Annotated in this window: 22 protein-coding genes and 1 tRNA gene; 11 read left to right on the top strand and 12 right to left on the bottom strand. The window is 73.9% G+C overall.

Annotated elements, in window-relative coordinates:
* Together ACFRAR_RS05675 and ACFRAR_RS05670 are read right to left on the bottom strand one after the other, a co-directional pair.
* On the bottom strand, positions 1 to 2,029 hold a 2,029-nt coding region (locus ACFRAR_RS05675; protein ID WP_380695109.1), incomplete at its 3' end, for a heavy metal translocating P-type ATPase.
* A gap of 70 nt (positions 2,030 to 2,099) precedes the next feature.
* The gene (locus tag ACFRAR_RS05670) at positions 2,100 to 2,318 is read right to left on the bottom strand and encodes a heavy-metal-associated domain-containing protein (RefSeq protein WP_380695107.1); all 219 of its coding nucleotides are present in this window, start codon (positions 2,316 to 2,318) and stop codon (positions 2,100 to 2,102) included.
* A gap of 190 nt (positions 2,319 to 2,508) precedes the next feature.
* On the opposite strand from ACFRAR_RS05670, the gene ACFRAR_RS05665 reads away from it, so the two are divergent.
* Complete coding sequence (locus ACFRAR_RS05665) at positions 2,509 to 3,681, top strand: PP2C family protein-serine/threonine phosphatase (protein ID WP_380695105.1); 1,173 nt, start codon at positions 2,509 to 2,511, stop codon at positions 3,679 to 3,681.
* Positions 3,682 to 3,822: 141 nt separating this feature from the next.
* On the opposite strand, the gene dhaL is transcribed toward ACFRAR_RS05665, so the two are convergent.
* Complete coding sequence (dhaL, locus tag ACFRAR_RS05660; RefSeq protein WP_380695103.1) at positions 3,823 to 4,449, bottom strand: dihydroxyacetone kinase subunit DhaL; 627 nt, start codon at positions 4,447 to 4,449, stop codon at positions 3,823 to 3,825.
* A gap of 12 nt (positions 4,450 to 4,461) precedes the next feature.
* On the bottom strand, positions 4,462 to 5,457 hold the full coding sequence (dhaK, locus tag ACFRAR_RS05655; protein ID WP_380695101.1) for a dihydroxyacetone kinase subunit DhaK: 996 nt from the start codon (positions 5,455 to 5,457) through the stop codon (positions 4,462 to 4,464).
* Positions 5,458 to 5,594: 137 nt separating this feature from the next.
* Between dhaK and dhaM the strand changes: the two genes are divergently transcribed.
* Positions 5,595 to 5,987 (top strand): dihydroxyacetone kinase phosphoryl donor subunit DhaM, encoded by a 393-nt coding sequence (gene dhaM, locus ACFRAR_RS05650; protein ID WP_380695099.1) that lies wholly within the window; start codon positions 5,595 to 5,597, stop codon positions 5,985 to 5,987.
* A 17-nt stretch (positions 5,988 to 6,004) separates the two neighbouring features.
* Here the strand turns inward: dhaM and ACFRAR_RS05645 are convergent, their stop codons facing one another.
* Positions 6,005 to 7,717: a bifunctional 3'-5' exonuclease/DNA polymerase gene (locus ACFRAR_RS05645; RefSeq protein WP_380695097.1), complete on the bottom strand. Its 1,713-nt coding sequence runs from the start codon at positions 7,715 to 7,717 to the stop codon at positions 6,005 to 6,007.
* 253 nt (positions 7,718 to 7,970) lie between these two features.
* Here ACFRAR_RS05645 and ACFRAR_RS05640 point away from each other — a divergent pair, with 253 nt between their 5' ends.
* Entirely contained in the window at positions 7,971 to 9,995 is a 2,025-nt protein-coding gene (locus ACFRAR_RS05640; protein WP_380695095.1) for a M3 family metallopeptidase, read from the top strand.
* 29 nt (positions 9,996 to 10,024) lie between these two features.
* Here the strand turns inward: ACFRAR_RS05640 and ACFRAR_RS05635 are convergent, their stop codons facing one another.
* Both ACFRAR_RS05635 and ACFRAR_RS05630 read right to left on the bottom strand, forming a co-directional pair.
* On the bottom strand, positions 10,025 to 11,470 hold the full coding sequence (locus ACFRAR_RS05635; protein ID WP_380695093.1) for a cellulase family glycosylhydrolase: 1,446 nt from the start codon (positions 11,468 to 11,470) through the stop codon (positions 10,025 to 10,027).
* Between the two features lie 125 nt (positions 11,471 to 11,595).
* Complete coding sequence (locus tag ACFRAR_RS05630; RefSeq protein WP_380695091.1) at positions 11,596 to 12,219, bottom strand: TetR family transcriptional regulator; 624 nt, start codon at positions 12,217 to 12,219, stop codon at positions 11,596 to 11,598.
* Positions 12,220 to 12,353: 134 nt separating this feature from the next.
* Here ACFRAR_RS05630 and ACFRAR_RS05625 point away from each other — a divergent pair, with 134 nt between their 5' ends.
* Positions 12,354 to 13,580 carry an acyl-CoA dehydrogenase family protein gene (locus ACFRAR_RS05625; RefSeq protein ID WP_380695089.1) on the top strand — a complete coding sequence of 409 codons (1,227 nt, stop codon included), beginning with the start codon at positions 12,354 to 12,356 and terminating at the stop codon, positions 13,578 to 13,580.
* Positions 13,581 to 13,653: 73 nt separating this feature from the next.
* Here ACFRAR_RS05625 and ACFRAR_RS05620 read toward each other — a convergent pair whose 3' ends face one another.
* Together ACFRAR_RS05620 and ACFRAR_RS05615 are read right to left on the bottom strand one after the other, a co-directional pair.
* Positions 13,654 to 14,463 carry an enoyl-CoA hydratase/isomerase family protein gene (locus ACFRAR_RS05620; protein WP_380695087.1) on the bottom strand — a complete coding sequence of 270 codons (810 nt, stop codon included), beginning with the start codon at positions 14,461 to 14,463 and terminating at the stop codon, positions 13,654 to 13,656.
* A gap of 35 nt (positions 14,464 to 14,498) precedes the next feature.
* The gene (locus ACFRAR_RS05615) at positions 14,499 to 15,188 is read right to left on the bottom strand and encodes a TetR family transcriptional regulator (protein ID WP_380695085.1); all 690 of its coding nucleotides are present in this window, start codon (positions 15,186 to 15,188) and stop codon (positions 14,499 to 14,501) included.
* A gap of 152 nt (positions 15,189 to 15,340) precedes the next feature.
* On the opposite strand from ACFRAR_RS05615, the gene ACFRAR_RS05610 reads away from it, so the two are divergent.
* Complete coding sequence (locus tag ACFRAR_RS05610) at positions 15,341 to 16,921, top strand: MFS transporter (RefSeq protein WP_380695083.1); 1,581 nt, start codon at positions 15,341 to 15,343, stop codon at positions 16,919 to 16,921.
* Between the two features lie 121 nt (positions 16,922 to 17,042).
* Here ACFRAR_RS05610 and ACFRAR_RS05605 read toward each other — a convergent pair whose 3' ends face one another.
* Entirely contained in the window at positions 17,043 to 17,597 is a 555-nt protein-coding gene (locus tag ACFRAR_RS05605) for a GNAT family N-acetyltransferase (RefSeq protein WP_380695081.1), read from the bottom strand.
* Positions 17,598 to 17,672: 75 nt separating this feature from the next.
* On the opposite strand from ACFRAR_RS05605, the gene ACFRAR_RS05600 reads away from it, so the two are divergent.
* Positions 17,673 to 18,281: a TetR/AcrR family transcriptional regulator gene (locus ACFRAR_RS05600; protein WP_380695079.1), complete on the top strand. Its 609-nt coding sequence runs from the start codon at positions 17,673 to 17,675 to the stop codon at positions 18,279 to 18,281.
* Between the two features lie 226 nt (positions 18,282 to 18,507).
* Here the strand turns inward: ACFRAR_RS05600 and ACFRAR_RS05595 are convergent.
* Positions 18,508 to 18,583 (bottom strand) — tRNA-Arg (locus ACFRAR_RS05595).
* Between the two features lie 661 nt (positions 18,584 to 19,244).
* On the opposite strand from ACFRAR_RS05595, the gene ACFRAR_RS05590 reads away from it, so the two are divergent.
* The 5 genes from ACFRAR_RS05590 (at position 19,245) to ACFRAR_RS05570 (ending at position 24,904) form a co-directional block, all read left to right on the top strand.
* Positions 19,245 to 19,841 carry a single-stranded DNA-binding protein gene (locus ACFRAR_RS05590; RefSeq protein ID WP_380695077.1) on the top strand — a complete coding sequence of 199 codons (597 nt, stop codon included), beginning with the start codon at positions 19,245 to 19,247 and terminating at the stop codon, positions 19,839 to 19,841.
* A gap of 354 nt (positions 19,842 to 20,195) precedes the next feature.
* On the top strand, positions 20,196 to 21,638 hold the full coding sequence (locus ACFRAR_RS05585; protein WP_380695075.1) for a Cys-Gln thioester bond-forming surface protein: 1,443 nt from the start codon (positions 20,196 to 20,198) through the stop codon (positions 21,636 to 21,638).
* A 307-nt stretch (positions 21,639 to 21,945) separates the two neighbouring features.
* Complete coding sequence (ettA, locus tag ACFRAR_RS05580; RefSeq protein ID WP_380695073.1) at positions 21,946 to 23,610, top strand: energy-dependent translational throttle protein EttA; 1,665 nt, start codon at positions 21,946 to 21,948, stop codon at positions 23,608 to 23,610.
* 128 nt (positions 23,611 to 23,738) lie between these two features.
* Positions 23,739 to 24,182: an acyl-CoA thioesterase gene (locus ACFRAR_RS05575; RefSeq protein WP_380695071.1), complete on the top strand. Its 444-nt coding sequence runs from the start codon at positions 23,739 to 23,741 to the stop codon at positions 24,180 to 24,182.
* Positions 24,183 to 24,217: 35 nt separating this feature from the next.
* Positions 24,218 to 24,904 carry a hypothetical protein gene (locus ACFRAR_RS05570; RefSeq protein WP_380695119.1) on the top strand — a complete coding sequence of 229 codons (687 nt, stop codon included), beginning with the start codon at positions 24,218 to 24,220 and terminating at the stop codon, positions 24,902 to 24,904.
* Between the two features lie 75 nt (positions 24,905 to 24,979).
* Here ACFRAR_RS05570 and ACFRAR_RS05565 read toward each other — a convergent pair whose 3' ends face one another.
* Positions 24,980 to 25,384, bottom strand: a complete 405-nt coding sequence (locus tag ACFRAR_RS05565) for a globin (protein WP_380695069.1) — start codon at positions 25,382 to 25,384, stop codon at positions 24,980 to 24,982.
* Positions 25,385 to 25,421 lie beyond the last annotated feature (37 nt).

The raw sequence follows: 25,421 nt of genomic DNA, 5'->3' as shown, positions 1-25,421 counted from the left end.
TGGCGGCGTCGGTGCCGGTGCCCATCGCCAGGCCCAGGTCGGCCTGGGCGAGCGCGGCCGCGTCGTTGACGCCGTCGCCGACCATCGCCACGACCCTGCCCTCGCCCTGGAGCCGCTTGACGGTGGCGACCTTCTCCTCGGGGAGCACCTCGGCGATCACGTCCGGTGCGGCGATGCCGACCTCGGCGGCGACGGCCTCGGCCACCGCCCGGTTGTCACCGGTCAGCAGGACCGGGGTCAGGCCCAGGGCCCGCAGCCTGCCGACGGCCTCGGCGCTGGTCGGCCTGACCGCGTCGGCGACCTCCAGCACGGCCCGCGCCTCGCCGTCCCAGCCGACCGCGACGGCGGTGCGGCCGGCCGCCTCGGCGGCGGCCTTGGCGCGGGCCAGGGAGGGCGGCAGGTGCTGCGCGCGGCCGGCCAGCAGGGCCTCGCGCCCGGCGACCACCGTGCGGCCCGCCACGACCCCCTCCACGCCCCGCCCGGGGATGCCGCGGAAGTCCGTGACGGCGGGCAGGTCGCCGGCCTCGGCGGCGGCCTCGGCGATCGCCCGGGCGATCGGGTGCTCGGAGGCGTGCTCGACGGCGCCGGCCAGGCGCAGCGCCTCGGCACCGTCCACGCCCTCGGCGGTGTGGACGGCGAGCAGGGCCATCCGGCCGGTGGTGACGGTCCCGGTCTTGTCCAGGACGACGGTGTCCACCGTGCGGGTGGTCTCCAGCACCTCCGGGCCCTTGATCAGGATGCCGAGCTGGGCGCCGCGGCCGGTGCCGACCATGAGCGCGGTCGGGGTGGCCAGGCCCAGGGCGCAGGGGCAGGCGATGATCAGCACGGCGACGGCCGCGGTGAAGGCCTCGGTGGGGCTGTCGGTGGTCAGCAGCCAGACCACCAGGGTGGCCAGGGCGATCAGGATGACGGCCGGGACGAAGACGGCGGAGATCCGGTCGGCCAGCCGCTGGGCGGCGGCCTTGCCGTTCTGGGCCTCCTCGACGAGCCGGGCCATCCGGGCCAGCCGGGTGTCCGCGCCGACCCGGGTGGCCTCGACCACCAGGCGGCCGCCCGCGTTCACGGTGGCGCCGGTGACCTCGTCGCCGACGGCGACCTCGACCGGGACGGACTCGCCGGTCAGCATCGAGGCGTCCACGGCGGAGCCGCCCTCGACCACCACGCCGTCGGTGGCGATGGTCTCGCCGGGGCGGACGACGAAGCGGGTGCCGACGGTCAGCCGGTCCACCGGCAGCCGTACCTCCCGGCCGTCCCGGAGGACCGCGACGTCCTTGGCGCCGAGGTCGAGCAGGGCGTGCAGCGCGGCGCCGGCCCGGCGCTTGGAGCGGGCCTCGAGGTGGCGGCCGAGCAGGATCAGCACGGTGACGGCGGCGGCGGTCTCCAGGTAGAGCGTGCCGGAGGCGTCGGTGTCGCCGACGGACAGGGTGAAGTCGTGGCGCATCCCGGGGCGGCCGGCGTGGCCCAGGAACAGGGCCCAGCAGGACCAGCCGAAGGCGGCCAGGGTGCCGAGCGAGACCAGGGTGTCCATCGTCGCGGCGCCGTGCCGGAGGTTGGTCCAGGCGGCGCGGTGGAAGGGCAGGCCGCCGTACGCGACGACCGGGCCGGTGAGCGCGAAGGCCAGCCACTGCCAGTTGGTGAACTGGAGGGCCGGGACCATCGACAGCAGGACCACCGGGACGCTGAGGACGGCGCTGATCAGCAGCCGGTCCCGGTGGGGGTACCCCCGGCCGGAGGCTGGGGGAGGGGCGGGGTACTCGGGCCGTTCGGGCCCGGGTGCGGCGGGGGCCGGGGGCGGGGGGAGCTCGGCGGAGTATCCGGTGCGTTCGACGGTGGCGATCAGGTCCTCGACCGTGGTCCCGGGGCCGAAGTCGACCCGGGCCTTCTCGGTGGCGAAGTTGACGGTGGCCTCGACGCCGTCCAGCCGGTTGAGCTTCTTCTCGATCCGGGCCGCGCAGGAGGCGCAGGTCATCCCGCCGATGGACAGCTCGACCCGGTCCCGGGCCCCGACGTCCGGGGCGGACGTGCTCATTGCGGTTCAGCTCCTTGGTGCGGGTGGACGGCGGGGGCGCCCCGGAGAGGCCCCCGCCGTGCCGGGTGGTTCAGGCGCTGCGGCCGACCAGCTCGTAGCCGGCCTCGTCGATCGCGGCGCGCACCTGCTCCTCGTCCAACGGGGTGGCGGAGGTGATCGTCACGGTACCGGCGGTGGCGTCGGCGCTGACCTCGGTGACTCCGGCCAGGCCGGAGACCTCCTCGCTGATCGCCTTCTCGCAGTGGCCGCAGCTCATGCCGGACACGGTGTAGGTGATGGTGCTGGACATCTGGGGCCTCCGGGAGGTCTGGTCGGTCCGGGGCGGTTCGCCCGGGCGCGGCGCTGGTGACGAATCTTCCGACACCATACCCCCTCGGGGTATTCCCGGGGTGGGTGGGGTGGGGATGGTCCGCATCATCCGTGCCGTCGGGACCAGGGGCGGTCGGGCCGCCGCCGTGATCGTCCCTTATGTTCGGTATGTGTTTCCGCTCCGCCGCGCCCAGTCTCCCTCGGCTCCCACGGCAGCCGGACTGCCGCCGGGCCGGCAGCGCGGCGCCCTGCTCGCCGCCGACCTCCAGGACGTGCCGTTCTGGCGCCGGGCCAGCCCCGCGCTGGTCGCCGTCCTGCTGGTCGCGATCGCGGACTTCCTCTCCGGCAAGGACCGCTACCTCGCCCCGCTGATGACCGTGGTGCCGACCGTCGCGGCGCTGACCCTGAAGCCCGGCGAACTGATCATGGTCTGCTCGCTCGGACTGTTCGCGGTGTTCGGGCTCAGCTACCACGACCAGATCGACAACCTCAACGATGCCCGCTTCCTGTACGGGGCGATGGTCAGCTACGTCGTGCTGACGCTGTTCTCGGCCTGGGTCGCCAAGATCCGGATGCGGCGCGCGGCGGCCTTCGCGGCCGTCAGCTCCGTCGCGGAGGCCGCCCAGCGGGCCCTGCTGCAACTGCCGGGTCCGACGGTCGGACCGCTGCGGCTCGCCGTGCGGTACGTGTCGGCGGCGGACGCCTCGCGGATCGGCGGGGACCTGTACTCGGTGCTGGAGACGCCGCACGGGACCCGGGTCGCGGTCGGGGACGTCCGGGGCAAGGGACTGGCGGCGGTGCAGACCGCGGCCGTGGTGCTGGGCGCGTTCCGGGAGGCGGCGTACGACGAGGCCGGGCTGCGGGGCGTCGCGGCGCGGATCGAGGCCAGCGTCGAGCGGCACGTGCCGGACGGGGAGTTCACCACGGCGCTGTTCGCGGAGTTCCGGGCGCCGGGGACGATGGAACTGCTGCAGTACGGGCACGTGCCGCCGATCCGGGTGGACGGCGAGGGGCGGGCCCACGTGCTGGACGCGCCGGACCCGTGGGTGCCGCTGGGGCTCGGCCGGCTGGCGGCGGGGGAGCCGACCACCTGGGGGCAGCCGTTCGGGGCCGACGACGTGCTGGTGCTCTGCACGGACGGGGTGATCGAGGCGCGGCACCGGGAGAGCGGGGAGTTCTACCCGCTGGCGGAGCGGGTCGGGCCGCTGGTGCGGGGCGCGGCGCGCTCGGCGGGGGAGCTGGAGACGGCGGTGGGGCGGGTGTACGCGGATCTGCTGGCGCACACGGGCGGGGAGCTGCGGGACGACGCGCTGTTGTTGCTGATCGCGCGGACGGACGGGTGAGGGGCGGACGGGGGCTGCCGCGGTGGCGGGCCGGGGGTGCGGGGCGAGGGGCGTGGTGCGGGAGGGGCCCTTCCGCTTCGCCCGGTTCCCCGAGCCCCTGTCGGGGGCACGGGGAACCGGGCGAGGACGGGGTGCGGAGGGTCAGCCGGCGGTGACGTCCGCGAGGGTGCGGAAGACGAGGGCGGTGGACGTGGCGCCCGGGTCCTGGTGGCCGATGCTGCGTTCGCCGAGGTAGGAGGCGCGGCCCTTGCGGGCCCGGAGGGGGACGGTGTCGCGGGCGCCCTGTTCGGCGGCGTCGGCGGCCGCGGCGGCGGCTTCGGGGAGGCCCGCGCCGGTGGCGGCCGCGGCGCGGAAGGCGGCGACGGCCGGGGTCCAGGCGTCCACGATGGTCTTGTCGCCGGGTTCGGCCTTGCCGAGGAGGCGGACGGCGTCGAGGCCGGCCGACAGGGCCTCGGCGACGGCGGCCGGGCCGGCCGGTTCGGGCAGGGCGGCGCCGATGGCGCGGAAGGCCTTGCCGTAGAGCGGGCCGGAGGCGCCGCCGACCTTGGAGATGAGGGTGGTGCCGGTCTTGGTGAGGACGGCGCCGGGGCCGGCCGGCTGGAGGCCGTCCAGGGCGGTCAGGGCGGCGGTGAAGCCGCGCTGGAGGTTGCTGCCGTGGTCGCCGTCGCCGATCGCGGAGTCCAGCTCGGTGAGCCGGGACTGCTCCTTCTCGACGGCCGCGGCGATCGCGCGGATCCAGGCCTCGGCGAGCGGGGTGTCGAAGTCCATCGGGTCCTCCTCTCAGGCCCGCTTGAGGGCGGGGGTGTCGACCGGGGCGTCCCAGAGTTCCAGCAGCTGGGCGTCGGCCTTGGTGAGGGTGAGCGAGAAGCCCGCCATGTCCAGGCTGGTCACGTAGTTGCCGACCAGGCTGCGGGCCACCGTGATGCCGCGCTCGGCGAGCTTGGCGGCGACCTCGCCGTAGACCACGTACAGCTCCAGGAGCGGGGTCGCGCCGAGGCCGTTGAGCAGGGCGATCACCTCGTCGCCCGGGGTCAGGTGGTGGTCGGTCAGGATGGTCTCGACCACCTCGGCGGCCAGCTCGCGGGCCGGGCGGAGTTTCTCGCGGCGGCGGCCGGGCTCGCCGTGGATGCCGACGCCGACCTCGATCTCGTCCTCGGGCAGGTCGAAGCCGGGTTTCCCGGCGGCCGGGACGGTGGCGGCGGTGAGCGCGATCGCGAAGGAGCGGGAGGCGGCGTTGACCCGCTCGCCCAGGGCGGCGACCTCGTCCAGCGGGGCGCCGCGCTCGGCCAGCGCGCCGGCGGTCTTCTCGACCACCACGGTCGCGCCGGTGCCCCGGCGGCCGGCCGTCCAGGTCGAGTCCTCGACCGCGACGTCGTCGTTGACCAGGACGGTGCGGACCTCCAGGCCCTCCTCGGCGGCGAGTTCGGCGGCGAGCTCGAAGTTCATCACGTCGCCGGTGTAGTTCTTCACGACGAAGACCAGGCCGGCGCCGCTCTCCACGGCCTTGGCGGCGGCCAGCATCTGGTCCGGGACGGGCGAGGTGAACACCTCGCCGGGGCAGGCGGCGTCGAGCATGCCGGGGCCGACGAAGCCGCCGTGCAGCGGCTCGTGGCCGGAGCCGCCGCCGGAGATCAGCGCGACCTTGGGCGCGGCCGGCCGGACGGCCCGGGTGATCACCCGGTTGGGGATGTCCACCGTCAGCTCCGGATGGGCGGCGGCGACTCCGGCCAGCGCGTCCTCCAGGACGCTCTCCGGGGTGTTGATCAGCTTCTTCAACGCTCTTCGCTCCCTCTTCGGCGGCGGACGCTGCTGACCCGACGCTACGCCAGACGGGGGTGCCGGGCACGGGGTGCGACACGCGCGATCCGGATCACCCTCCCGGAGCGGCGGGCTCCGGCCGTAGGGTCGCGGACATGAGCGAAAACGTGGGCATTGTTCTGGTCTCGCACAGCGCCCGGCTCGCGGAGGGGCTGCGCGAGCTGCTCGGCGAACTCGCCTCGGACGGCGTGCGGGTGGTCGTCGCGGGCGGTACCGAGGACGGCGGGCTCGGCACCAGCTACGACCTGATCGCCGGGGCCCTCGCGCGGGCCGACGCCGGGGCGGGCGTGGTCGTGCTGCCGGACCTCGGCAGCTCGGTGCTCACCGCCGTCACGGTGCTGGAGGACGAGCCGCGCCCGGGCGTGAAGCTGGTGGACGCGCCGTTCGTGGAGGGCGCGGTGGCCGCCGCCGTCACCGCCTCGACCGGGGCGTCCCTGGCCGAGGTGGTCGCGGCGGCCGAGGACGCGCGGTCGTTCCGGAAGCTCTGATCGTCCGGCCGCCCCGGTCACTTGGCGTCCGCGTAGCAGTCCACCACCGCCGTGCTGAGCGGGAAGCGCACCGGGGTGTCGCCGAACACCAGCCGGCGGGCCTCGTCGGCCGCCGCGGCGACGGTGGCGGCCACCTCGTCGGCCAGGTTGGCCGGGGTGTGCACGATCACCTCGTCGTGCTGGAAGAACACCAGGTGGGGGCGGTCCGCCGGGCTCGCCGCGGGCAGCTCGTTCAGCCGCCGGCGCAGCGCCGCGAGCAGGGCGAGGGCCCAGTCGGCGGCGCTGGCCTGGATGACGTAGTTGCGGGTGAAGCGGCCGCGGGCGCGGGCGGTGCGACCGCCGTCCTCGCCCGCGCCGTCGGCCTCGGTGAGGTCGAGGAAGGCGGCGGAGGCCGGCGGGCAGACCCGGCCGAGCCGGGAGGCGACCACGCCGCCGTCCTCGCCGGTGCGGGCGGCGGCCTCGACGTAGCCCATCGCCGCCGGGTAGCGGCGGCGCAGGGTGTTCAGCAGCGGGCCGATGTCGCCGCTGGTCTGCCCGTACATGGCGCCGAGCAGGCCGAGCTTGGCCTTGTCCCGGTCGCCCTGGAAGGCGTTGGCGGCGAGCGCCTCGTACAGGTCCCCGCCGGCCGCGGTGCGGGCCAGCCCGGCGTCCCCGGAGAGCGCGGCGAGCACCCGGGGCTCCAGCTGGGCGGCGTCGGCGACCACCAGCAGCCAGCCCGGGTCGGCGACCACGGCCCGGCGCAGGATGCGCGGGATCTGGAGGGCGCCGCCGCCGCGGCTGGCCCAGCGGCCGGAGACCACGCCGCCGACCACGTACTCGGGCCGGAACCGGCCGCCGCGGGCCCAGGCGTCCTGCCAGGCCCAGCCGTGTGCGACGTGGATCCGGGAGAGCTCCTTGTAGCGGACCAGCAGCCGCGCGGCCGGGTGGTCGACGCCCTTGAGCTCCCAGGAGCGGGTGGAGCCGAGGTGGACGCCCGCCTCGGCGAAGGCGCGCAGCACCTGGGTGTGCGAGTCGGGGTTGAACGGCTTGGCGCCGAGCGCCCGTTGCAGCTCGACGGCGAGTTCGGCGAGGACCCTCGGCTGGGTGCCGGGGACGGCCGGGCGGGGGCCGAGCAGTTCGGTCAGCAGGTGGTCGTGGACGTCGGAGCGCCAGGGCAGGCCGTCGTGGGCGATCTCGGCGGCCACCAGGGCGCCGGCCGACTCGGCGGCCACCAGCAGCCGGAACCGCTGCCGGGCGGCCGGGTCGGCGATGGCGGCGATCCGGCGCTGCTGCTCGGCGTGGACGGCGACGACGGCGGCCAGCGGGTCGGCGCCGGGCGGCAGTTGCAGCCGGTCGGGGGCGAAGAGGGTGTCCTGGCCGCCGTCCGCCTCGGCGAGGCCGGGCTCGGGCAGGTCCTCCGGGACCGGCAGGCCGCGCAGCCGGGACCAGGCGGCGCCGAGCGAGCGCGGCGCGCCGAACCGGCCCTCGTGCGCCAGCAGCAGCGACTCGACCAGCCGCAGGTCGTGGCAGCGGGCGAGCCGGTCGGGCAGCCGCGGCAGCAGCGGGGCGTACCCCGAGTCGGCGGCGGCCCACACCCACCGGGGGCGGTCGGCGGCCTCCCGGGCGGCGACGGCGGCGGCGAGGTCGCGGACGGCCTCCGGCGGGCCGAGCGGGGCGCCCGCGTCGTCCAGCGGCTGGAGCCGGCCGCCGGGGCCGTGCGGGTCGGGCGCGAGGGCGGTCCTGGGTGCCACGGGGGCTGCTCCTCTCGGCGCGCGGTCGGGCGTGCGGGACGGGTACCGGGTGCGGGCCCTCGGACGGCGGGCCTGCCGCGGCCCGCGACCGACGGGTCCGCGGCGTCGACGTTAACCGGTGGGTACGACAACGGCTGACCGGCGGGTTCGGCAACGGGTCGTGCACGGGCCCCTGCCGAACGGCGGTCCGGTACCCGTGAATGGGTCGAAAAGCACATGGGCAGGGTGGGTGACACGGCGTAGGGTTCGCGGAGTGACCGAGAACCCGTTCTTCCAGCCCAGCCGGCTGGCCTACGAACTCCCGCCGTTCGCCGAGATCCGCGAGGAGCACTACCTGCCCGCGTACGAGCGGGGAATGGCCGACCAGCTGGCCGAGATCGCGGCGATCACCGCCGACCCGGAGCAGCCGACCTTCGAGAACACCCTGGTGGCCCTGGAACGCTCCGGGGAGCTGCTCGGCCGGGTGGACGCGGTGTTCCGCAACCAGTCCTCCTCCGACACCACCGACGCGCTGGACGAGGTGGAGGCGAAGGTGAGTCCGCTGCTCGCCGCCCACCACGACGCGATCCACCTGGACCTCGCGCTGTTCGCCAGGATCGAGGCGCTGTACGAGGACCGCGCCGGTCTCGGCCTGGACCCGGAGTCGCTGCGCCTGCTGGAGCGCCGCTACACCGCCTTCGTGCGCTCCGGCGCCCGGCTGGGCGACGCCGAGCAGGCCCGGCTGCGCGAGCTGAACGCCGAACTCGCGGGGCTCGGCACCACGTTCCAGCAGAACGTGAACGCCGAAACCCGGGCCGCCGCGCTGGTCCTGGACTCCGCCGAGGAGCTGGCCGGGCTGCCCGAGGACGCGATCGCCGGGGCGGCCGAGAACGCCCGGGTGCTCGGCCACCCGGGGAAGTACGTGCTGAGCGTGCGCAACACCTCCGGCCAGGCCGAGCTGGACCAGCTCGCCGACCGCTCGGTGCGCGAGCGGCTGATGGCCGCCTCGCTCGGCCGGGGCATCGAGGTGAACGGTCCGCTGGCGATCCGGGTGGCCGGGCTGCGCGCCGAGCGGGCCGCGCTGCTGGGGTACCCGAGCCACGCCGCGTACGTGGTGGCGGACGAGACGGCCGGCACCGTCGAGGCGGTCTCCGGGCTGCTGTCCCGGCTGGTCGGCCCGGCCGTGGCGATGGCCCGGCGGGAGGCCGAGGAGCTGGCCCGGGCGGCGGCGTCGGACGGGATCGGGGAGATCGCCGCGCACGACTGGGCGTACTACTCGGAGAAGGTCCGGCAGCGCTCCTTCCAGGTGGACGCGGCCGTGCTGCGCCCGTACCTGGAGCTGGAGCGGGTGCTGCACGACGGCGTGTTCTTCGCCGCGAACCTGGCGTACGGGCTGAGCTTCACCGAGCGGCCGGATCTGACGGCGCACCACCCGGACGCGCGGGTCTTCGAGGTGTTCGAGGAGGACGGCAGCCCGCTGGGCCTGTTCATCGGCGACTTCCACGCCCGGGCGTCCAAGCGCGGCGGGGCCTGGATGGACGCGATGGTGGAGCAGTCCGGGCTGACCGGGAAGCGGCCGGTGGTGCTGAACAACCTCAACATCCCGCGCCCGGCGCCCGGCGAGCCGGCGCTGCTGGACTGGGACGAGGTGCGCACGCTCTTCCACGAGTTCGGGCACGCGCTGCACGGGCTGTTCTCGGACGTGCGCTACCCGCTGTTCTCGGGCACCTCGGTGCCCCGGGACTTCGTGGAGTTCCCCTCGCAGGTCAACGAGATGTGGATGACCCGGCCCGAGGTGCTGGCCAACTACGCCCGCCACCACGAGACCGGGGAGCCGCTGCCGGCCGAGCTGGTCGAGCGGATGACGGCGGCCGAGGGCTTCGGACAGGGCTTCCGGACGGTGGAGTACCTGGCGGCCACCCTGCTGGACTGGGCCTGGCACACCGCGCCGCGCGGCGAGGAGATCGCGGACGCCGAGGAGTTCGAGGCGCGGGCGCTCGCCGCGGCCGGGATCGCGGTGGACGCGATCCCGCCGCGCTACCGGACGGGGTACTTCCAGCACGTCTTCGCCAGCGGCTACAGCGCGGCGTACTACGCGTACATCTGGTCGGAGGTGCTGGACGCCGACACCGTGCAGTGGTTCGAGGGCAACGGCCGGCCGGTGCGGGAGAGCGGCGAGCTGTTCCGGCGCGAGCTGCTGGGCCGCGGGTTCAGCCGGGACCCGCTGGAGTCCTTCCGCGCGGTGGTCGGCCGGGCGCCGGAGACCGGGCCGCTGCTGGCCCGCCGGGGGCTGGCCTGATCACCGCCGCAGGAGCGTGACCGTGACGATCACCGTCGGACGAGCGTGACCGTGACGGTCGTGCCCGGGCGGGCGTGCGGGAGCCGGATGCGAACGGTGCCCGCGCGCCCGCCCGTCGGCCGGTCGACCTCGACCCGCCCGTCGGCGGGGGAGACCTCGACCCGGGCGCCGTTCGGGAACGCGGCCGGGGGCAACAGGAGTTCGCTGTCGCGGCCGGTGCCGTCGGCGCGCCAGCGCAGGGTGGCCCCGGTCGTGCGGACGTCGGTGCCGGCGACGGCCACCGGGTAGGGGCCGAAGGCGGGTTCGTCGCCGGGGGCGGGGCGCCCGGACGGGTCGAGCGCGCAGTAGCCGCCGTCGCCCCGGCACCAGTACCACATCGTCCAGCCCTCGGTGAAGCCGTCCATCGCGGCGACCTGCCGGCGGACCAGCTCGGAGTTGCCCGGGGTGCGGGAGTTCGGCGGGCCCCACTCGCCGACCAGGACGGGCAGCCGGTGGGCGGCCGGGTATCCGGTGATCGCGGCGGTGTACTGCTCGACGAAGCCGCCGGCGGGGTCCCAGTCGGCGCCGTTCTCGACCGCGGTGTCGTAGAAGTGCGGTGCGTAGCCGAGCCGGGGGGCGCCGGGGCGCGGGTCGGCGAGGCCGGGCAGGTGGGTGGGCACGCCCTGGCCGACCAGGACGGTCGGTTCGACGAACAGCCAGGCGCGGGAGTCGGCCTGGCGCACCGCGGCGATCAGGCGGCGGTACATGCCGGGGAGCCGGTCCTCCTCCAGGGCCGCGGAGGCGGCGGCCAGCACGGCCGGATCGCTCGGGTCGCCGTCCACCGGGCCGAACGGCTCGTTGAACAGGTCGTAGCCCAACAGCGAGCGGTGGCCGCGCAGTTCGCGGGCGAGCCGGGTGTAGAAGTCGGTCTGCCAGGAGCGCAGGTCGGGGTCGTCGTAGAGGTGGCGGAAGGCGGCCTGGACGGCGGGCTGGAAGTAGCCGGCGAACCAGTCGTCCGGGTCCGGGGTGAAGGGCAGCCCGTCGTCCCGGGTGGCCCAGGCGGGGATGCCGTTGGTGCCGCCGAGGAACTTCTGCCCGTAGACGTCCTGGTGGAAGTCGACCAGGACCAGCAGGCCCAGGTGGTCGGCCCGGTCGAGGAGCCGCTGGAGGCGGTGCAGTTCGGTGGGGTCGAGGCGGCCGCGCCGGGGTTCCAGCCTGGACCAGGAGACCGGCAGCCGGACCAGGGTGAAGCCCTGGGCGGCGAGGGAGTCGAGGTCGGCCGGGGTGGCCTCGGCGTACTTGTCGAGGTTGAAGCCGCGCAGCCGGAGGTGGCGGCCCTGGGCGTCGGTGAGGGCGGTGCGGCCGTCGGCGGCGGTGGCGGTGCCGGTGGGGAAGCGGTCCGGCGGCCCGCCGTGGGCCGAGGCCGGGGTGGCGGCGGGGGCGAGGGCGGCGGTGGCGGCGAGCAGCAGGGCTGTGGCGGTGCGGCGCAGGCGCATCGGGGTCCTCGCACGACGGGGGTGAGGGTGGGGTGGGGCCCGATGATGCCCGGACTGCCGTACGCGGCACAAGAGTTCGGTGCGCGGACGGTCTGGCTGAGGGAGCGGCCTGGCTGGGGAGCGGGTCAGCCGGTGGACGGTTCGGGCGCCGGCGGCAGGACGGCGGTCGGCAGGTCCGCGGCGGCGGCCAGCCGGCCCCAGAGCAGGTCGGCCAGCGCCTGCACCATCCGGGTGCGCGAGCAGGGCTTGGTCTCCAGCCACCAGTCCCCGGCGGCCAGCACCATGCCGGTGATGCCCCGGCCCCAGGCCTCGGCGAGCAGGTCGCGGTCGGCGCCGAGGTCGACCTGGCTCTGGACGGCCCGGGTGATCTCCTCGGCGATCTGCTTGAGCGCGGGGGCGAGCGCGTTGCCGGCGCCGCTCGGGTCGCCCGGCTCGGGGTGGGTGAGCAGCCGGTAGACCTGGGGGCGGGCCTCGATTCCGGCGAGGTAGGTGTCCAGCACGTGCTCGACCCGGTCGCGGCGCTCCAGCGGCTCGGCGAGGGCGGCTCGGACGGCGGCGAGCAGGCCGCTGGTGTGCCGCTCGGTCAGGGCGCCGATCAGGCCGTTCCGGTCGCCGAAGTGGCGGTAGAGGATCGGCTTGGTGATGCCGGCCTCGGCGGCGATGGCGTTCATGCTGGCGCCCGGCCCCTCGCGCTGGATGACCCGGTCGGCGGCGTTGAGCAGCTGCTCGCGGCGGGGCTCTCGGGACATGCGCTGCTCCTCGGGGTCGGGGTCGGTGCGGTCTGCCTGGGCGTTGACACCGGTTACCAATCAGTAGCAGACTCCGACGATGTTACCCCCGGTAACACCCCGGTCGGCCGCACACGTCTTCGGAGGCAAGCACCATGAGCAGCACGTTCTCGCTGGACCCGGGCGCGGACCAGCTCGCCGTACGCGACTGGCTGCACGGCTTCGCCGCCGACGTGATGCGACCGGCCGCGGCCGAGTGGGACGAGCGCGAGGAGACCCCCTGGCCGATCATCCAGGAGGCCGCCAGGCTGGGCATCTACTCGCTGGACTTCTACGCCCAGCAGTTCTTCGACCCCTCCGGCGTCGGCATCCCGATCGCCATGGAGGAGCTGTTCTGGGGCGACGCGGGCATCGGGCTGTCCATCGTCGGCACCACCCTGGCCGCCGTCGCGGTGCTGGCCAACGGCACCGACGAGCAGATCGGCACCTGGACCCCGCAGATGTTCGGCACCCCGGACGACGTCAAGGTGGCCGCCTTCTGCTCCTCCGAGCCGGACGCCGGGTCCGACGTCTCGGCGCTGCGCACCCGGGCGGTCTACGACGGGGCCAAGGACGAGTGGGTGCTGAACGGCACCAAGACCTGGGCCACCAACGGCGGGATCGCCGCCGTCCACGTGGTGGTCGCCACCGTCGACCCGGAGCTGGGCGCCAAGGGCCAGGCGTCATTCGTCGTCCCGCCGGGCACCCCGGGGCTGAGCCAGGGCCAGAAGTTCAAGAAGCACGGCATCCGGGCCTCGCACACCGCCGAGGTGGTGCTGGACGGCGTCCGGGTGCCCGGCGGCTGCCTGCTCGGCGGCAAGGAGAAGCTGGACGAGCGCCTCGCCCGGGCCCGCGAGGGCGTCAAGCGCCCTGGCGGCAGGGGCAACGCGGCGATGGCCACCTTCGAGGCCTCCCGCCCGGCCGTCGGCGCGCAGGCGATCGGCATCGCCCGGGCCGCGTACGAGGTGGCGCTGGACTACGCGAAGACCCGTGAGCAGTTCGGCCGGCCGATCATCGACAACCAGGGCGTGGCCTTCCAGCTCGCCGACATGAGGACCCGGATCGACGCGGCCCGGCTGCTGGTGTGGCGGGCCTCCTGGATGGCGGTCAACAACCAGCCGTTCACCGCGGCCGAGGGCTCGATGTCCAAGCTCTACGCGGGCGAGACCGCCAAGTACGTGACCGCGCAGGCGATGCAGATCCTCGGCGGCAACGGGTTCACCCGGGAGTACCCGGTGGAGCGGATGCACCGGGACAGCGCGATCTACTCGGTCTTCGAGGGGACCAGCGAGATCCAGCGGCTGGTGATCGCCCGGGCGATCTCGGGGATGCCGATCCGCTGATCGTGGGGGGCTTGAGGCCGGGCCCGGCCTGGAGGGTCCGGCTTTTGGAGGGCCCGGCTCGGCGGCGTGTGTCTCAGAAGCGGGCCTGGCGGCCCTCCAGGAAGGCCGCCAGGCCCTCGCGGACGTCCGAGCCCTCCCGGGAGCGGAGCAGCCAGGGCGCCAGGGCGTCGGCCGCCCGCTCGGGCGGGGCGTCCAGCACGGCCTTGGCGGCGCCGATGGTGTGGGTCGAGCGCCGGGTCAGCAGCCGGGCGAAGTCCAGGGCGGCGGCGTCCAGTTCGGCGTCCGGCAGGACGCGTTCGGCCAGGCCCAGCGGCAGCGCGTCCCGGCCGGTCACCAACTCGCCGGAGAACAGCAGGTACTTGGCCCGGGCCGGGCCGATCAGCCGGGCCAGCCGTACGGTCGGCACCGCCGAGTAGACCACGCCCAGCTTGGCCGGGGTGATCCCCAGCCGGGCGTCCTCGGCGACGAAGCGCAGGTCGCAGGCGACGGCCAGTTGGCAGCCGCCGCCGACGCAGGCGCCGTGCACCACGGCGACGGTCGGGTGCGGGAAGGCGGCCAACGCCTCCTCGGCGGCGACGTTGGTCGCGTGGTAGGCCTCCGCGCGGTCCGGATCGCCGTACACCTCGGAGAGTTCGGCGATGTCCGCGCCCGCGCTGAAGGTGTTGCCGGCGCCGGTGACCAGCAGGGCGCGGACGCCTTCGTGGCCGGCCAGCTGCTCCAGCACCTTGGGCAGGGCCTGCCAGATCGCCAGGGTCACCGCGTTGCGGCGGTGCGGGCGGTCGAACTCCAGGACCGCGACGCCGTCCTCGCCGACGTACGCGGTGAGGCCCTCGGCCTGTGCGGGCAGGGCGGAGCGGTCCCGCGTGAGCAGCGGCTGGTCCATGCGCACCTCCGGTCGGTCGTGGTGCGGCAACTCTCTCAGGCGGGGTTCGCGCAGTAGTCGCCGAGGCCGTTCTCGACCAGGTCGAAGGCGCGGCGGGCCCGGTCGAGGGCCTCGGGCAGGGCGTCCGCGGCGCGCTCCCCGGCGAGCATCCGGCGCTGGTTCTCGCCGGTCAGGGCCAGTTGGGCGGCCAGCAGCTGGGCGGCGGCGACCCTGGCGGTGAGCTCGTCGCGGGCCGGGTCCTGGGCGAGGAGTTCGGCCGACAGCAGGGACTGCGCCCGGTGGTCGAAGCCGGCGGTGGCGCGCAGCAGCAGGGCGGGGGTCTGGTGGACCAGCCGGATCACGTCCAGGACGAGCTGCTGGTCGCTCAGGCCGGTGGCGGGGTCGAACCGTTCGAGCGCGGACAGGTACCACTCGCGCAGCGCCGCCACCGCCGAGGTGCCCGGGGCGCGCTCGCGCACCACCTCGGCCGGCTCGTCGAGGTGCTGCTCCATCGGGCCCATGACCAGGTCTTCCTTGGTGGGGAAGTAGTTGAAGACGGTCATCTTGGACACCTCGGCGGCGGCCGCGATCTCGGCCACCGAGACCTGGTCGAAGCCGCGCTCGGCGAACAGCGTGATGGCGGTGCGCCAGATTCGGATGCCGGTCTGGAACTTCTTGCGCTCGCGCAGCGGGAGCGCGTCGACGTCGATGTCACGGCCGATGTTCATGCCGGTGCGGGTCGCCATGGGGGAATTGTACCAGGATCAAAGGTTGACCGGGATGAATGATTGTCTCGGCTGAAGAATTGACCGAGTCCAAAATTCCTGCCATCGTGGTGCCGAGCCCGTTCGACCGCAACGGTCCGGGCCCGGCTCCATTGACTCCGGGGGGAATTCCGATGGCATCCGTCACGCTGGGCGCAGCCGCGCCGCCGGCACCCGAACCGCCCGCACCCGATCCGCCCGCACCCGAACCGTCCGCACCCGATCCGGCCGGGTCCGCCCTGATGACCCCGGCCCAGCGCGGACTGGGCATGCTGCTCTGCCTGGTCACGATCGTGCTGGCGGTGCTCGACATGAACATCGTGTCGGCGGCCGCCGTGCCGATCGTCCGGGACCTCGACCCCGTCCACGGCGTCGACCGGCTGCCCTGGCTGGTCAGCGCGTTCGCCCTCGCCGCCACCGCGCTGCTGCCGCTGTACGGCAGGCTCTGCGACGCGTACGGCGCCAAGCGGGTGCTGCTCGGGGCCGTCGGCACCTTCCTGCTCGGCTCGGCGCTCTGCGGGGCGGCGGGGTCGATGGACCAGCTGATCGCCTTCCGGGCGGTGCAGGGCATCGGCGGCGGTGGGCTGATGAGCGTCACGATGGTGGTCATCGCCCAGTTCAAGGGCCCGGAGGAGCGCGGCGGGGGCGGTAAGGGCGGCGCGGTGGGCGGGATCGTCGCGGGCCTCGGGATGGCGGTCGGGCCGCTGATCGGCGCGCTGCTCACCGACCACCTCAGCTGGCGCTGGATCTTCTACGTCAACCTGCCGCTGGGCCTGCTGGTGCTGGTCGGTGTCGCCCTGGTGGTCAAGCTGCCGCCGACGGGCGGCAGCCGGGGCCTGGACTTCGCCGGCGCGGCCCTCGCGGCGGCCTTCTCGGTCGGGCTGCTGCTGGTCACCGAGTGGGGCGGCAAGGACTACGCCTGGACGTCTCCGGTGATCCTGGGGCTCGCCGCGGCCACCCTGGGCGCGTTCGGCCTCTTCCTGTGGCGGCAGGCCACCGCCGCCGAGCCGGTGCTACCGCTGTCGCTGTTCCGGATCCGCGAGGTGCGGCTGGGCTTCGCCGTCCAGGGCCTGGTCGGGGTGGGCATGGTGGGTTCGATCATCCACGTGATGCTCTACCTCCAGGTCGCCCGGGACGTCGCCCCGACCTCGGCCAGCCTCTACCTGATCCCGATGGCGGCCGGGATGGCCGGGTCCGGGGCGCTGGTCGGCTGGCTGACCGGGCGCGGCCACCCGGCCTCGACCTTCCTGGTGCTCGGCGCGGGCTGCGCGACGCTCGCCCTCGCCCTGCTCGGCCTCAGCGGGCCGGACACCGGGCTGTGGGCGGTGCTGGCCGAACTCGCGCTGCTGGGCGCCGGCCTGGGGCAGCTGATCGGTCAGCTGGTCACGGTGGTGCAGGAGGTCGCACCCCGGCACCAGCTGGGGGTGGCGACCGCCGGCATCCGCTTCTTCCAGAGCCTCGGCAGCGCGCTCGGCGCGGCGCTGTTCGGCACCGTGTTGTCCCGGGTGTTCGAGGCGGGTGAGCACGGGCGGCCGCTCGGCGCCATCCGGACGCTGACCGGCGCGGCGCACGAGCACGCGGTGCGCAGCTTCACCGACGCGGTGGACGTGGTGTTCCTGTCGGCGGGCGGGGTGCTGGCACTGGCGTTCCTGTGCGTGCTGCGACTGCGGTCGGCCGAGCGGGCGTCGGCGGTCGGGGGGACGTCGGCGGCCTGACGGGCGCCGGCCGGCGGGGGAGTGGGCGGGGCCCGGTGGGGAACGGGGGTTTCCACCGGGCCCCGCCGCGCGTGGGGGGCTGCCCGGCCCCGGGAGGCGACCCCTGGGGGCGGCCCGGGAGTCAGCCCCTGGGGGCGGCCGCCCACTCCGGGGCCAGGATGGCCCAGATCTCCTTGTCGTAGCGGACCCCGTTGTACGGGTACCACTCGCGCAGCACGCCGTCGCGGGTCATGCCGAGCCGCTCGGCGACGGCCCGGCTGCGGGCGTTGACGGAGGCGCACCACCACTCGGCACGGTGCAGGCCGCGGGTGGCGAAGGCGTAGTCGAGCAGCTGCCGGACGGCGGCGGTGATCAGCCCGTGGCCCTCGCCGGCCGGCTCGGTCCAGGCGCCGATCTCGCAGACGCCGGACTGGGCGTCGAAGCTGACGAACATCACGCCGCCGACCAGCGTGCCGTCCAGCCAGATGCCGTAGATCCGCTTCTGGTCGGCGGCCAGGCCGTCGGCGTAGCGCTGGAGGGTGGTGCGGGCGGAGTCCAGGTCGACGGAGAAGGTGGCCCAGGGGATCCACGGGTCGGTGTGGGCGCGGGCGCGGTCGAGGTGGGTCAGGAACTCGGGGGCCTGCCAGGGCTCCAGCGGGCGCAGTTCGGCGTTCTCGGTGAGCGGTACGGCAAACACGGGCGGCCTTTCACGGGTGGTGCTGAGGTGGGCTGGTCCATTCATAACAAACGTTTGGTATGTACGATAACCCCCATGACACCGGCCCGTGGAGACCATGACGCCCGCCGCTCGGAAGTGTCCGAGGGGGTGTGGCGGGTGCTGTCCAGCCGGGGCTTCGAGGGGCTGACCCTGCGTGCGGTGGCCGCCGAACTCGGCGCCTCCACCGGGATGTTGACGCACTACTTCCCGAACAAGCGGGCGCTGCTCAGCCATGCGCTGGAGGAGCTGGACCGGCGCTCGCTGGCCCGGCCCCGGCGCACCGCCCCCGCCGACGGCGGCCCGGAGCCGACCGGACTGGCCCGGGTGCGGGCCTCGCTGCTGGACGTCCTGCCGTTGGACGGCGAGTCTGCGGCCGACAACCGGATCTGGGTCGGCTCCTGGGACCACGCGCTGGCCGACCCGGAGCTGGCGGCGGCGCACGCGGGCCGCTACGCCCGCTCGCGCACGGCACTCACGGCGCACGTCGCGGAGGCCCAGCGGCTGGGGGAGCTCCCGGCGCCGGCCGATCCGGCGGCCCTCGCGGCGGCGGCGCAGGCCTTCGTCCTGGGGCTGGTGGTGCAGGCGCTGTTCGCTCCGGAGGAGTTTCCGGCGGAGCGGCAGGTGGAGTTGCTGGACGCCTATCTGGCCGGGCTGGCGGAGTAGGCCGGACCGGTTCGGCCGGCGGGCCGGGGTTTACCAGGGGAGTTCGCGTGGTGATTTGCCGGGAATACGGGTTGTTCCGAGCGACCGTTGTCGCCGGGGTCGCGACACGCATTGTCACGAGTTCTGTGCGGTGAGTGCGCGGAGTGGTGGCGCGGACGGGATTACCGAGCGGACCCCATCGGGCACGGAAAGTGTTCGCCGGGGTCATGGCCTGCGGAATTACGGGTGGTGCCCCCAGCAGGATTCGAACCTGCGACCTACCGCTTAGAAGGCGGGTGCTCTATCCGCTGAGCTATGGGGGCGGGGCGGGCAACGCCCTGGCGGGCGTGACCGTGGGCCGGGATCCGGCTGGCGGGCGCCGGGGCGCGCGCTGTCCGGCCCCGGACCCGAGGGTGGGGGTGGTGGGCCCTCGCCCTGTCGGGGACAGGATAAGGGTGTCCAGTTCCCGGGCTGGGTGCGACGACACCGCCGTTGGTGTGTCGGTTCGGTGGAGCGGTCCGATAATCGCAGGTGAAGGCCGTGAGTGCAGCGGTCTGGCACTGTTCCGCGCCGGACGTTGTGCAGTCGTTACGGGGCTGCCGCCCCACCCGTTATGGATTCGGCACGGAGAAAGTGCCGACCGCGGCGCGGGTGGGGGCCTTATTCGTGGTTGCGCCGGTCGGATGACGTGCGTGGACGGCCGTCGGAGCGTCTTCCCGGGCGGGTTCCGGAGCGTGTTCCCGGGGCGGTTCCGGGACGGGCCGACGGGGTGGCGAGCAGCGGGTTTGTTGTCATGGCCGCGAAGAACAGGGGGTGAAGCAGTGGCGGAAGGCTGAAATTCACCCCTGCGAGTGACAACAGTTCCTCAGGCCCGAGTTATCCACAGGATTTCGGAAGTCGGTGGCCGGGATTTCTTTCCGAGTGCACGCTCAAGGCGCACCGATCGATTCCGTACGGTGCATCGGTGAGAACGGAGGGTGCGCCGTGAGCGAGACGCACGTGACGGTGACGGGCAATGTCGCGACGGAGGTGAGCTACGGCGAGACGAGCGGCGGGGTGCCGATGGCCAGCTTCCGGATCGGCTGCACCGAGCGGCGGTACGACCGGCAGCGCGAGTGCTGGGTGGACGGCGAGACGCAGTGGATGACGGTGACGGCCTGGCGGGCGCTGGCGGTCAATCTGATCGGCTCGCTGGCCAAGGGCGATCCGGTGCTGGTGAGCGGTCGGCTGCGGGTGCGCGAGTGGGTGGAGGGGGAGGCGAAGCGCGGCCGGGTCGAGATCGACGCCCGATCGGTCGGACACGACCTCACCCGCGGTACCACAGCGTTCCGTTGGGCGACGGGGGCGCGCGGGCAGCCGCCGGGCGGCGCCGGGCCGGCCGCGTCGGTGCCCGGGGCGGAGTCCGGGGTGGAGTCCGGGGGTGAGGTGGTGCCGGCGTGGATCGTCAGCGCGCTGGAGGCGCGCAGGGCCTCCGCGCCGCCCTCCGGGGCTGCCGCCACAGCCGCCGAGGCGGCCTCCGGGGAGGCGGGTGAGATGGCGGGGAGTGGGCGTGGAGGTGATGCCGGGGGTGTTCCGGCCTGACCGGTCGGTGACCTTACCTGTCGACAAATATGTTGATCGAGAAGGTGGTTGTGCCCGCACGCGCAATCCGACGGGATAACGGAAAACGATCGCCGAGAATCTGTCCGGCCGTCAGTTTGTGTGGGACTTGAGGGGATTGATAACGATCCAGATACGGAATCGTCCTGATTTCGCATGGGGGTTTCGGGGCCTCGGGGGCTCAATAGGATTCGTCTGGTTCATACCCGCAGCGGTGCCACAGGGGGCACGCGCGGAACGGCAAGTCGGCGGGCCGCCCACTCGGTGCGGCTCGGCCCGGAGGGATCCCAGATGTTCCAGAGGCAGGGGCGGAGTCTGTCCCGGATAACCACTGTCATGCTCACGACCAGCGTGGTGCTGGGCGGAGGCCTGTTCGCGGCCGGTGCGGCGGCCGCGGCCGGCTCGCCGACCTCGGGCGTGACGGCGGAAGTCCAGAACGAGATTCTCGGCGAGAAGATCGACGTCGGGGGCCGGACCGTCAACGGCGGTCTGTTCACCCTGCAGACGAGCGCGGGCGAGAAGCTCCGGACGTACTGCATCGACTTCGACAACCCGGTCTACCTGGACAGCGGCGCCAAGTACCACGAGGCGGACTGGTCGGCGAGCTCCCTCAACAGCAACGCCAACGCCGCCAAGATCCGCTGGATCCTGGACAACTCGTTCCCGCAGGCGAGCCTGGCGTCCCTGGCCACGAACAGCCACGTCGAGGGCCTGACCGAGGCGGACGCCGCGGCCGGCACCCAGGCCGCGATCTGGAAGTTCTCGGACAACAAGACCGCCGTCCCGCAGAACGACAAGGCCAAGCGGCTGCGCGACTACCTGGTCGGCGACGCCAACAAGGGCGTCGCGGCCGAGCCGAAGCCCTCGCTGACCCTCTCCCCGGACTCGGCGTCCGGGAAGTCGGGCGGCAAGCTCGGCCCGTTCCTGCTGAACTCCAGCGCCAACGAGGTCAAGCTGACCGTCACCGGCGACGCCGCGGACAAGGTCAAGCTGCTGGACAAGGACGGCAAGCCGGTCAACGGCAGCCTGGCCGGTCCGATCGCCAAGGACACCCCGCTGTTCCTGGACGTGCCGGCCGGCACCCCGGACGGCAAGGCCGCCATCAGCGCCGCCGCCGAGGCCAACGTGCTCAGCGGCCGGGTCTTCATGAGCAAGGTGGACGCCAAGGGCCGCCACAGCCAGACCATGATCCTGGCCGGCTCCACCAAGGTGAACGTCGCGGCCGGCGCCAAGGCCACCTGGAAGCAGGGCAAGGGCGCGCTGATCGACAGCACCGCCAAGGAGGAGTGCGCCGCCGGCGGCGTGCGGGTGTCCGTCACCAACACCGGTGACGAGGCCGCCACCGTCACGGTCGGCAAGCAGCAGGTCGCCGTCCAGCCGGGCAAGACCGAGAGCGTGCTGGTCAAGGTCGAGGAGAAGACCGCCTACGACTTCACCGTGACCGGCCCGAACGGCTACTCCAAGCAGTTCACCGGCGTCCTGGACTGCAAGGTCGGCGTGACCCCGACCCCGGCCCCGTCCGCCCCGGCCGAGACCGGTACCCCGAGCGCCACCCCGTCGGGCACCCCGTCGGGCACCCCGAGCACCGGCGCCGGCCAGCCGGCCCCGTCGACCACCAGCGCCGCCCCGGGCACCGGTGGCCTGGCCCAGACCGGTGGCAACGACTCGACCCCGATCCTCGCCGCCGTCGCCGGTGGCCTGGTCGTGGCCGGTGGCGCCGCGGTCTTCGTCCTGCGCCGTCGTGGCCGCCACGGTGGCGGCGCGACCCGGACCGCCTGACCCGTCCGGACCGCCTGAACAGCCTGAACCGCCCTGGCCTCCCGAGGCCCCGGGGCGGCACCCGGCCCGGCCCCCCGCATCCGCTGCGGGGGGCCGGGCCGTCGGCGTCGCGGGCCGGGAGGGTGCCGGCCGGGGGCGGTTCGGGGGAGGGTCGTGCGGGTGGTCCGGCGGGGGCCGGGCCGCGACGGCGGTGGGCCGCTCCGGATACCCCCGTGGGGTCACCCGGGCGATTCGGGGCTCCGGGCCGGGTGCGGCACAATGGAAGGCTGCAAGCCGAATACTCCCGACGACGCCGGAGCGATCTCACGTGGCGGAATACATCTACACGATGCGCAAGGTGCGCAAGGCTCACGGAGACAAGGTCATCCTTGACGACGTGACGCTCAGCTTCCTCCCCGGAGCGAAGATCGGCGTCGTGGGCCCCAACGGCGCCGGTAAGTCCACCGTGCTGAAGATGATGGCCGGCCTGGACCAGCCCTCCAACGGCGACGCCTTCCTGTCGCCCGGCTTCACCGTCGGCATGCTGCTCCAGGAGCCGCCGCTCGACGAGAGCAAGACGGTCCTGGAGAACGTCCAGGACGGCGTCAAGGAGATCAAGGGGAAGCTCGACCGCTTCAACGAGATCGCCGAGCTGATGGCGACCGACTACTCGGACGCCCTGCTGGACGAGATGGGCAAGCTCCAGGAGGAGCTGGACCACGCCGAGGCCTGGGACCTGGACGCCCAGCTGGAGCAGGCCATGGACGCCCTGGGCTGCCCTCCCGGCGACTGGCCGGTCACCAAGCTCTCCGGTGGCGAGAAGCGCCGCGTGGCGCTCTGCAAGCTGCTGCTGGAGGCCCCCGACCTGCTGCTGCTCGACGAGCCCACCAACCACCTGGACGCCGAGTCGGTGAACTGGCTGGAGCAGCACCTGGAGAAGTACAAGGGCACCGTCGTGGCCGTCACCCACGACCGGTACTTCCTGGACAACGTCGCCGAGTGGATCCTGGAGCTCGACCGCGGCCGCGCCTACCCGTACGAGGGCAACTACTCCACCTACCTGGAGACCAAGCAGTCCCGTCTCAAGGTCGAGGGCCAGAAGGACGCCAAGCGCGCCAAGCGGCTCAGGGAAGAGCTGGAGTGGGTCCGCTCCAACGCCAAGGGCCGCCAGGCCAAGTCCAAGGCCCGCCTCGCCCGTTACGAGGAGATGGCGGCCGAGGCCGACAAGATGCGGAAGCTGGACTTCGAGGAGATCCAGATCCCGCCGGGCCCGCGCCTGGGCAGCGTCGTCATCGAGGTCGAGAACCTCAACAAGGCCTTCGGCGAGAAGGTCCTGATCGACGACCTGAGCTTCACCCTGCCGCGCAACGGCATCGTCGGCATCATCGGCCCGAACGGCGCCGGCAAGACCACCCTGTTCAAGATGCTCCAGGACCTGGAGACCCCGGACAGCGGCACGGTCAAGGTCGGCGAGACGGTCAAGATCAGCTACGTCGACCAGAGCCGCTCCAACATCGACCCGAAGAAGACCCTCTGGGAGGTCGTCTCCGACGGTCTGGACTGGATCAACGTCGGCCAGGTCGAGATGCCGTCCCGCGCCTACGTGTCGGCCTTCGGCTTCAAGGGCCCGGACCAGCAGAAGCCGGCCGGCGTGCTGTCCGGCGGTGAGCGCAACCGCCTGAACCTGGCGCTCACCCTCAAGCAGGGCGGCAACCTGCTGCTCCTCGACGAGCCCACCAACGACCTCGACGTCGAGACGCTCTCCTCGCTGGAGAACGCCCTGCTGGAGTTCCCCGGCTGCGCCGTGGTCATCTCCCACGACCGCTGGTTCCTGGACCGGGTGGCCACCCACATCCTCGCCTACGAGGGCGACAGCAAGTGGTTCTGGTTCGAGGGCAACTTCGAGTCCTACGAGAAGAACAAGATCGAGCGGCTCGGCTCCGACGCCGCCCGTCCGCACCGGGCCACCTACAAGAAGCTGACCCGAGGCTGACACCCAGCCGTCACGACGGCCCGGCAGACTTCCCTCAGGGGCGGCCTGCCGGGCCGCGGCCCGTCGCCACCGTCCGCCCGCACCGCGGGTGGACGCCGACGGGCGACCGGACACCGAGGAGAACTCCCGTGGCTCGCCACATCTACGCCTGCCCGCTGCGCTGGTCCGACATGGACGCCTTCGGGCACGTCAACAACGTGGTCTTCCTGCGCTACCTGGAGGAGGCCCGGATCGACTTCATGTTCACCCAGGCCGCCGCGGCCGGCGCCGGGGAGTTCGCGGGCGGCTCGGTGGTGGCCCGCCACGAGATCGACTACAAGCGCCCGCTGGTGCACCGGCCGGAGCCGGTCACCATCGAGACCTGGGTGACGAGGATCGGCGGCGCCTCGCTGACCGTCTCGTACGAGATCAAGGACGTCGACGAGGAGGGCCGGGACGTCGTGTACGTCCGGGCGAGCACCGTCGTCGTCCCCTACGACCTGGCGGAGGGCCGGCCGCGCCGGATCTCGCCGGTGGAGCGGGAGTTCCTGAGCCGCTTCATGGACGAAGAGCCCGTCCCCGCCGCCCTCTGACCGCACCCGACGATTCGAGCTGAGCCGCGTTGACCATCACCGCCCGCCTCGTCCTGACCGACACCGGGGAGGCCGCCGACCTCTCCGCCTTCCTGCTGCGCCTGCTGCGCTTCGACAAGGCGGCGGCCGTCCGCCTCCAGGCGGTGGGCCCGGGCGGCGGGGACGGCGTGCTGGCTGTCTTCGGACGGCTGCCGCTGGGCGACTCGGGCGTGCTGGCCATCCGCACGGCCCGGCTGGACGGCCTGGACGAGGCGGTGGACCTGACCGTCTCCGCGGGCCAGTTGCTGGACGGCGTGGACACCGGGTCGGGCGCCGTCGCGCTGCCCGCGCCGGTGACCGGTCCGGCCTGGGCCGGGCTGCTGCCGCCGCGGACCGGCTGGCGGCCGGTCGGCACCCCGCCGGCGGCCGAGGTGTGCCGCGAACTGATGGCGGCGGTGGGGGAGTTCCGCGAGCGCAGCGAGGCCGTCCCGGCGCACCACCGCACCCGCGCGGTGCTGGACCGGCTGGCGGACGAGGTGTGGTCGCGCCCGGTCTCCGTGCTGCCGGAGCTGCCGCTGCGCGCGGTGCACGCCGCGTACCGGATCGGCTTCCTGAGCCCCGAGGCCCCGCTGACCGTGCACCGCGCGGGCGGCTGGCTGCGGCTGAGCGCCCCGGCGGGCTCGGTGGCGGTGCGCACCGCGGCCGCGCCGGGCGCGGGGCTCGGGCTCAGCCCGGTCCGCTAGGTCCGGTCCGCTGGGCCCTGGCCGCCAGGCCCTGTCCGGCCGAGGGAGCCCGGGGGCCCCGGCCCGCGGAGCGGCTCAGCCCGGGGTGTTGATCATCGAGGCGGCGGCGTAGACCAGGTAGTCCAGCAGCTGCCGCTCGTGCTCGGCCGGCAGTTCCAGGCTCGCCACGGCCGCCCGCATGTGGGTGAGCCAGGCGTCGTGGGCGGCCTTGTCGACCTTGAACGGCGCGTGCCGCATCCGCAGCCGGGGGTGGCCGCGGTGGTCGCTGTAGGTGCGGGGGCCTCCCCAGTACTGCATGAGGAAGAGCGCCATCCGCTCCTCGGCCGGCCCGAGGTCCTCCTCGGGGTACATCGGCCGCAGCAACTCGTCCTCGGCGATGCCCTCGTAGAACCGGTGGGCCAGCCGCCGGAAGGTCGGTTCACCGCCGACCTGGTCGTAGAAGGTCTCCTCGCTCAACGTGCCTCGCCGGATCTCTCTCACCCGACCATGGTCGCAGACGCCGACGGGGTCGTACACC

Source organism: Kitasatospora sp. NPDC056651 (assembly GCF_042792155.1).
Classification (GTDB): domain Bacteria; phylum Actinomycetota; class Actinomycetes; order Streptomycetales; family Streptomycetaceae; genus Kitasatospora.
This window is presented reverse-complemented; position numbering and strand designations above follow the sequence as displayed.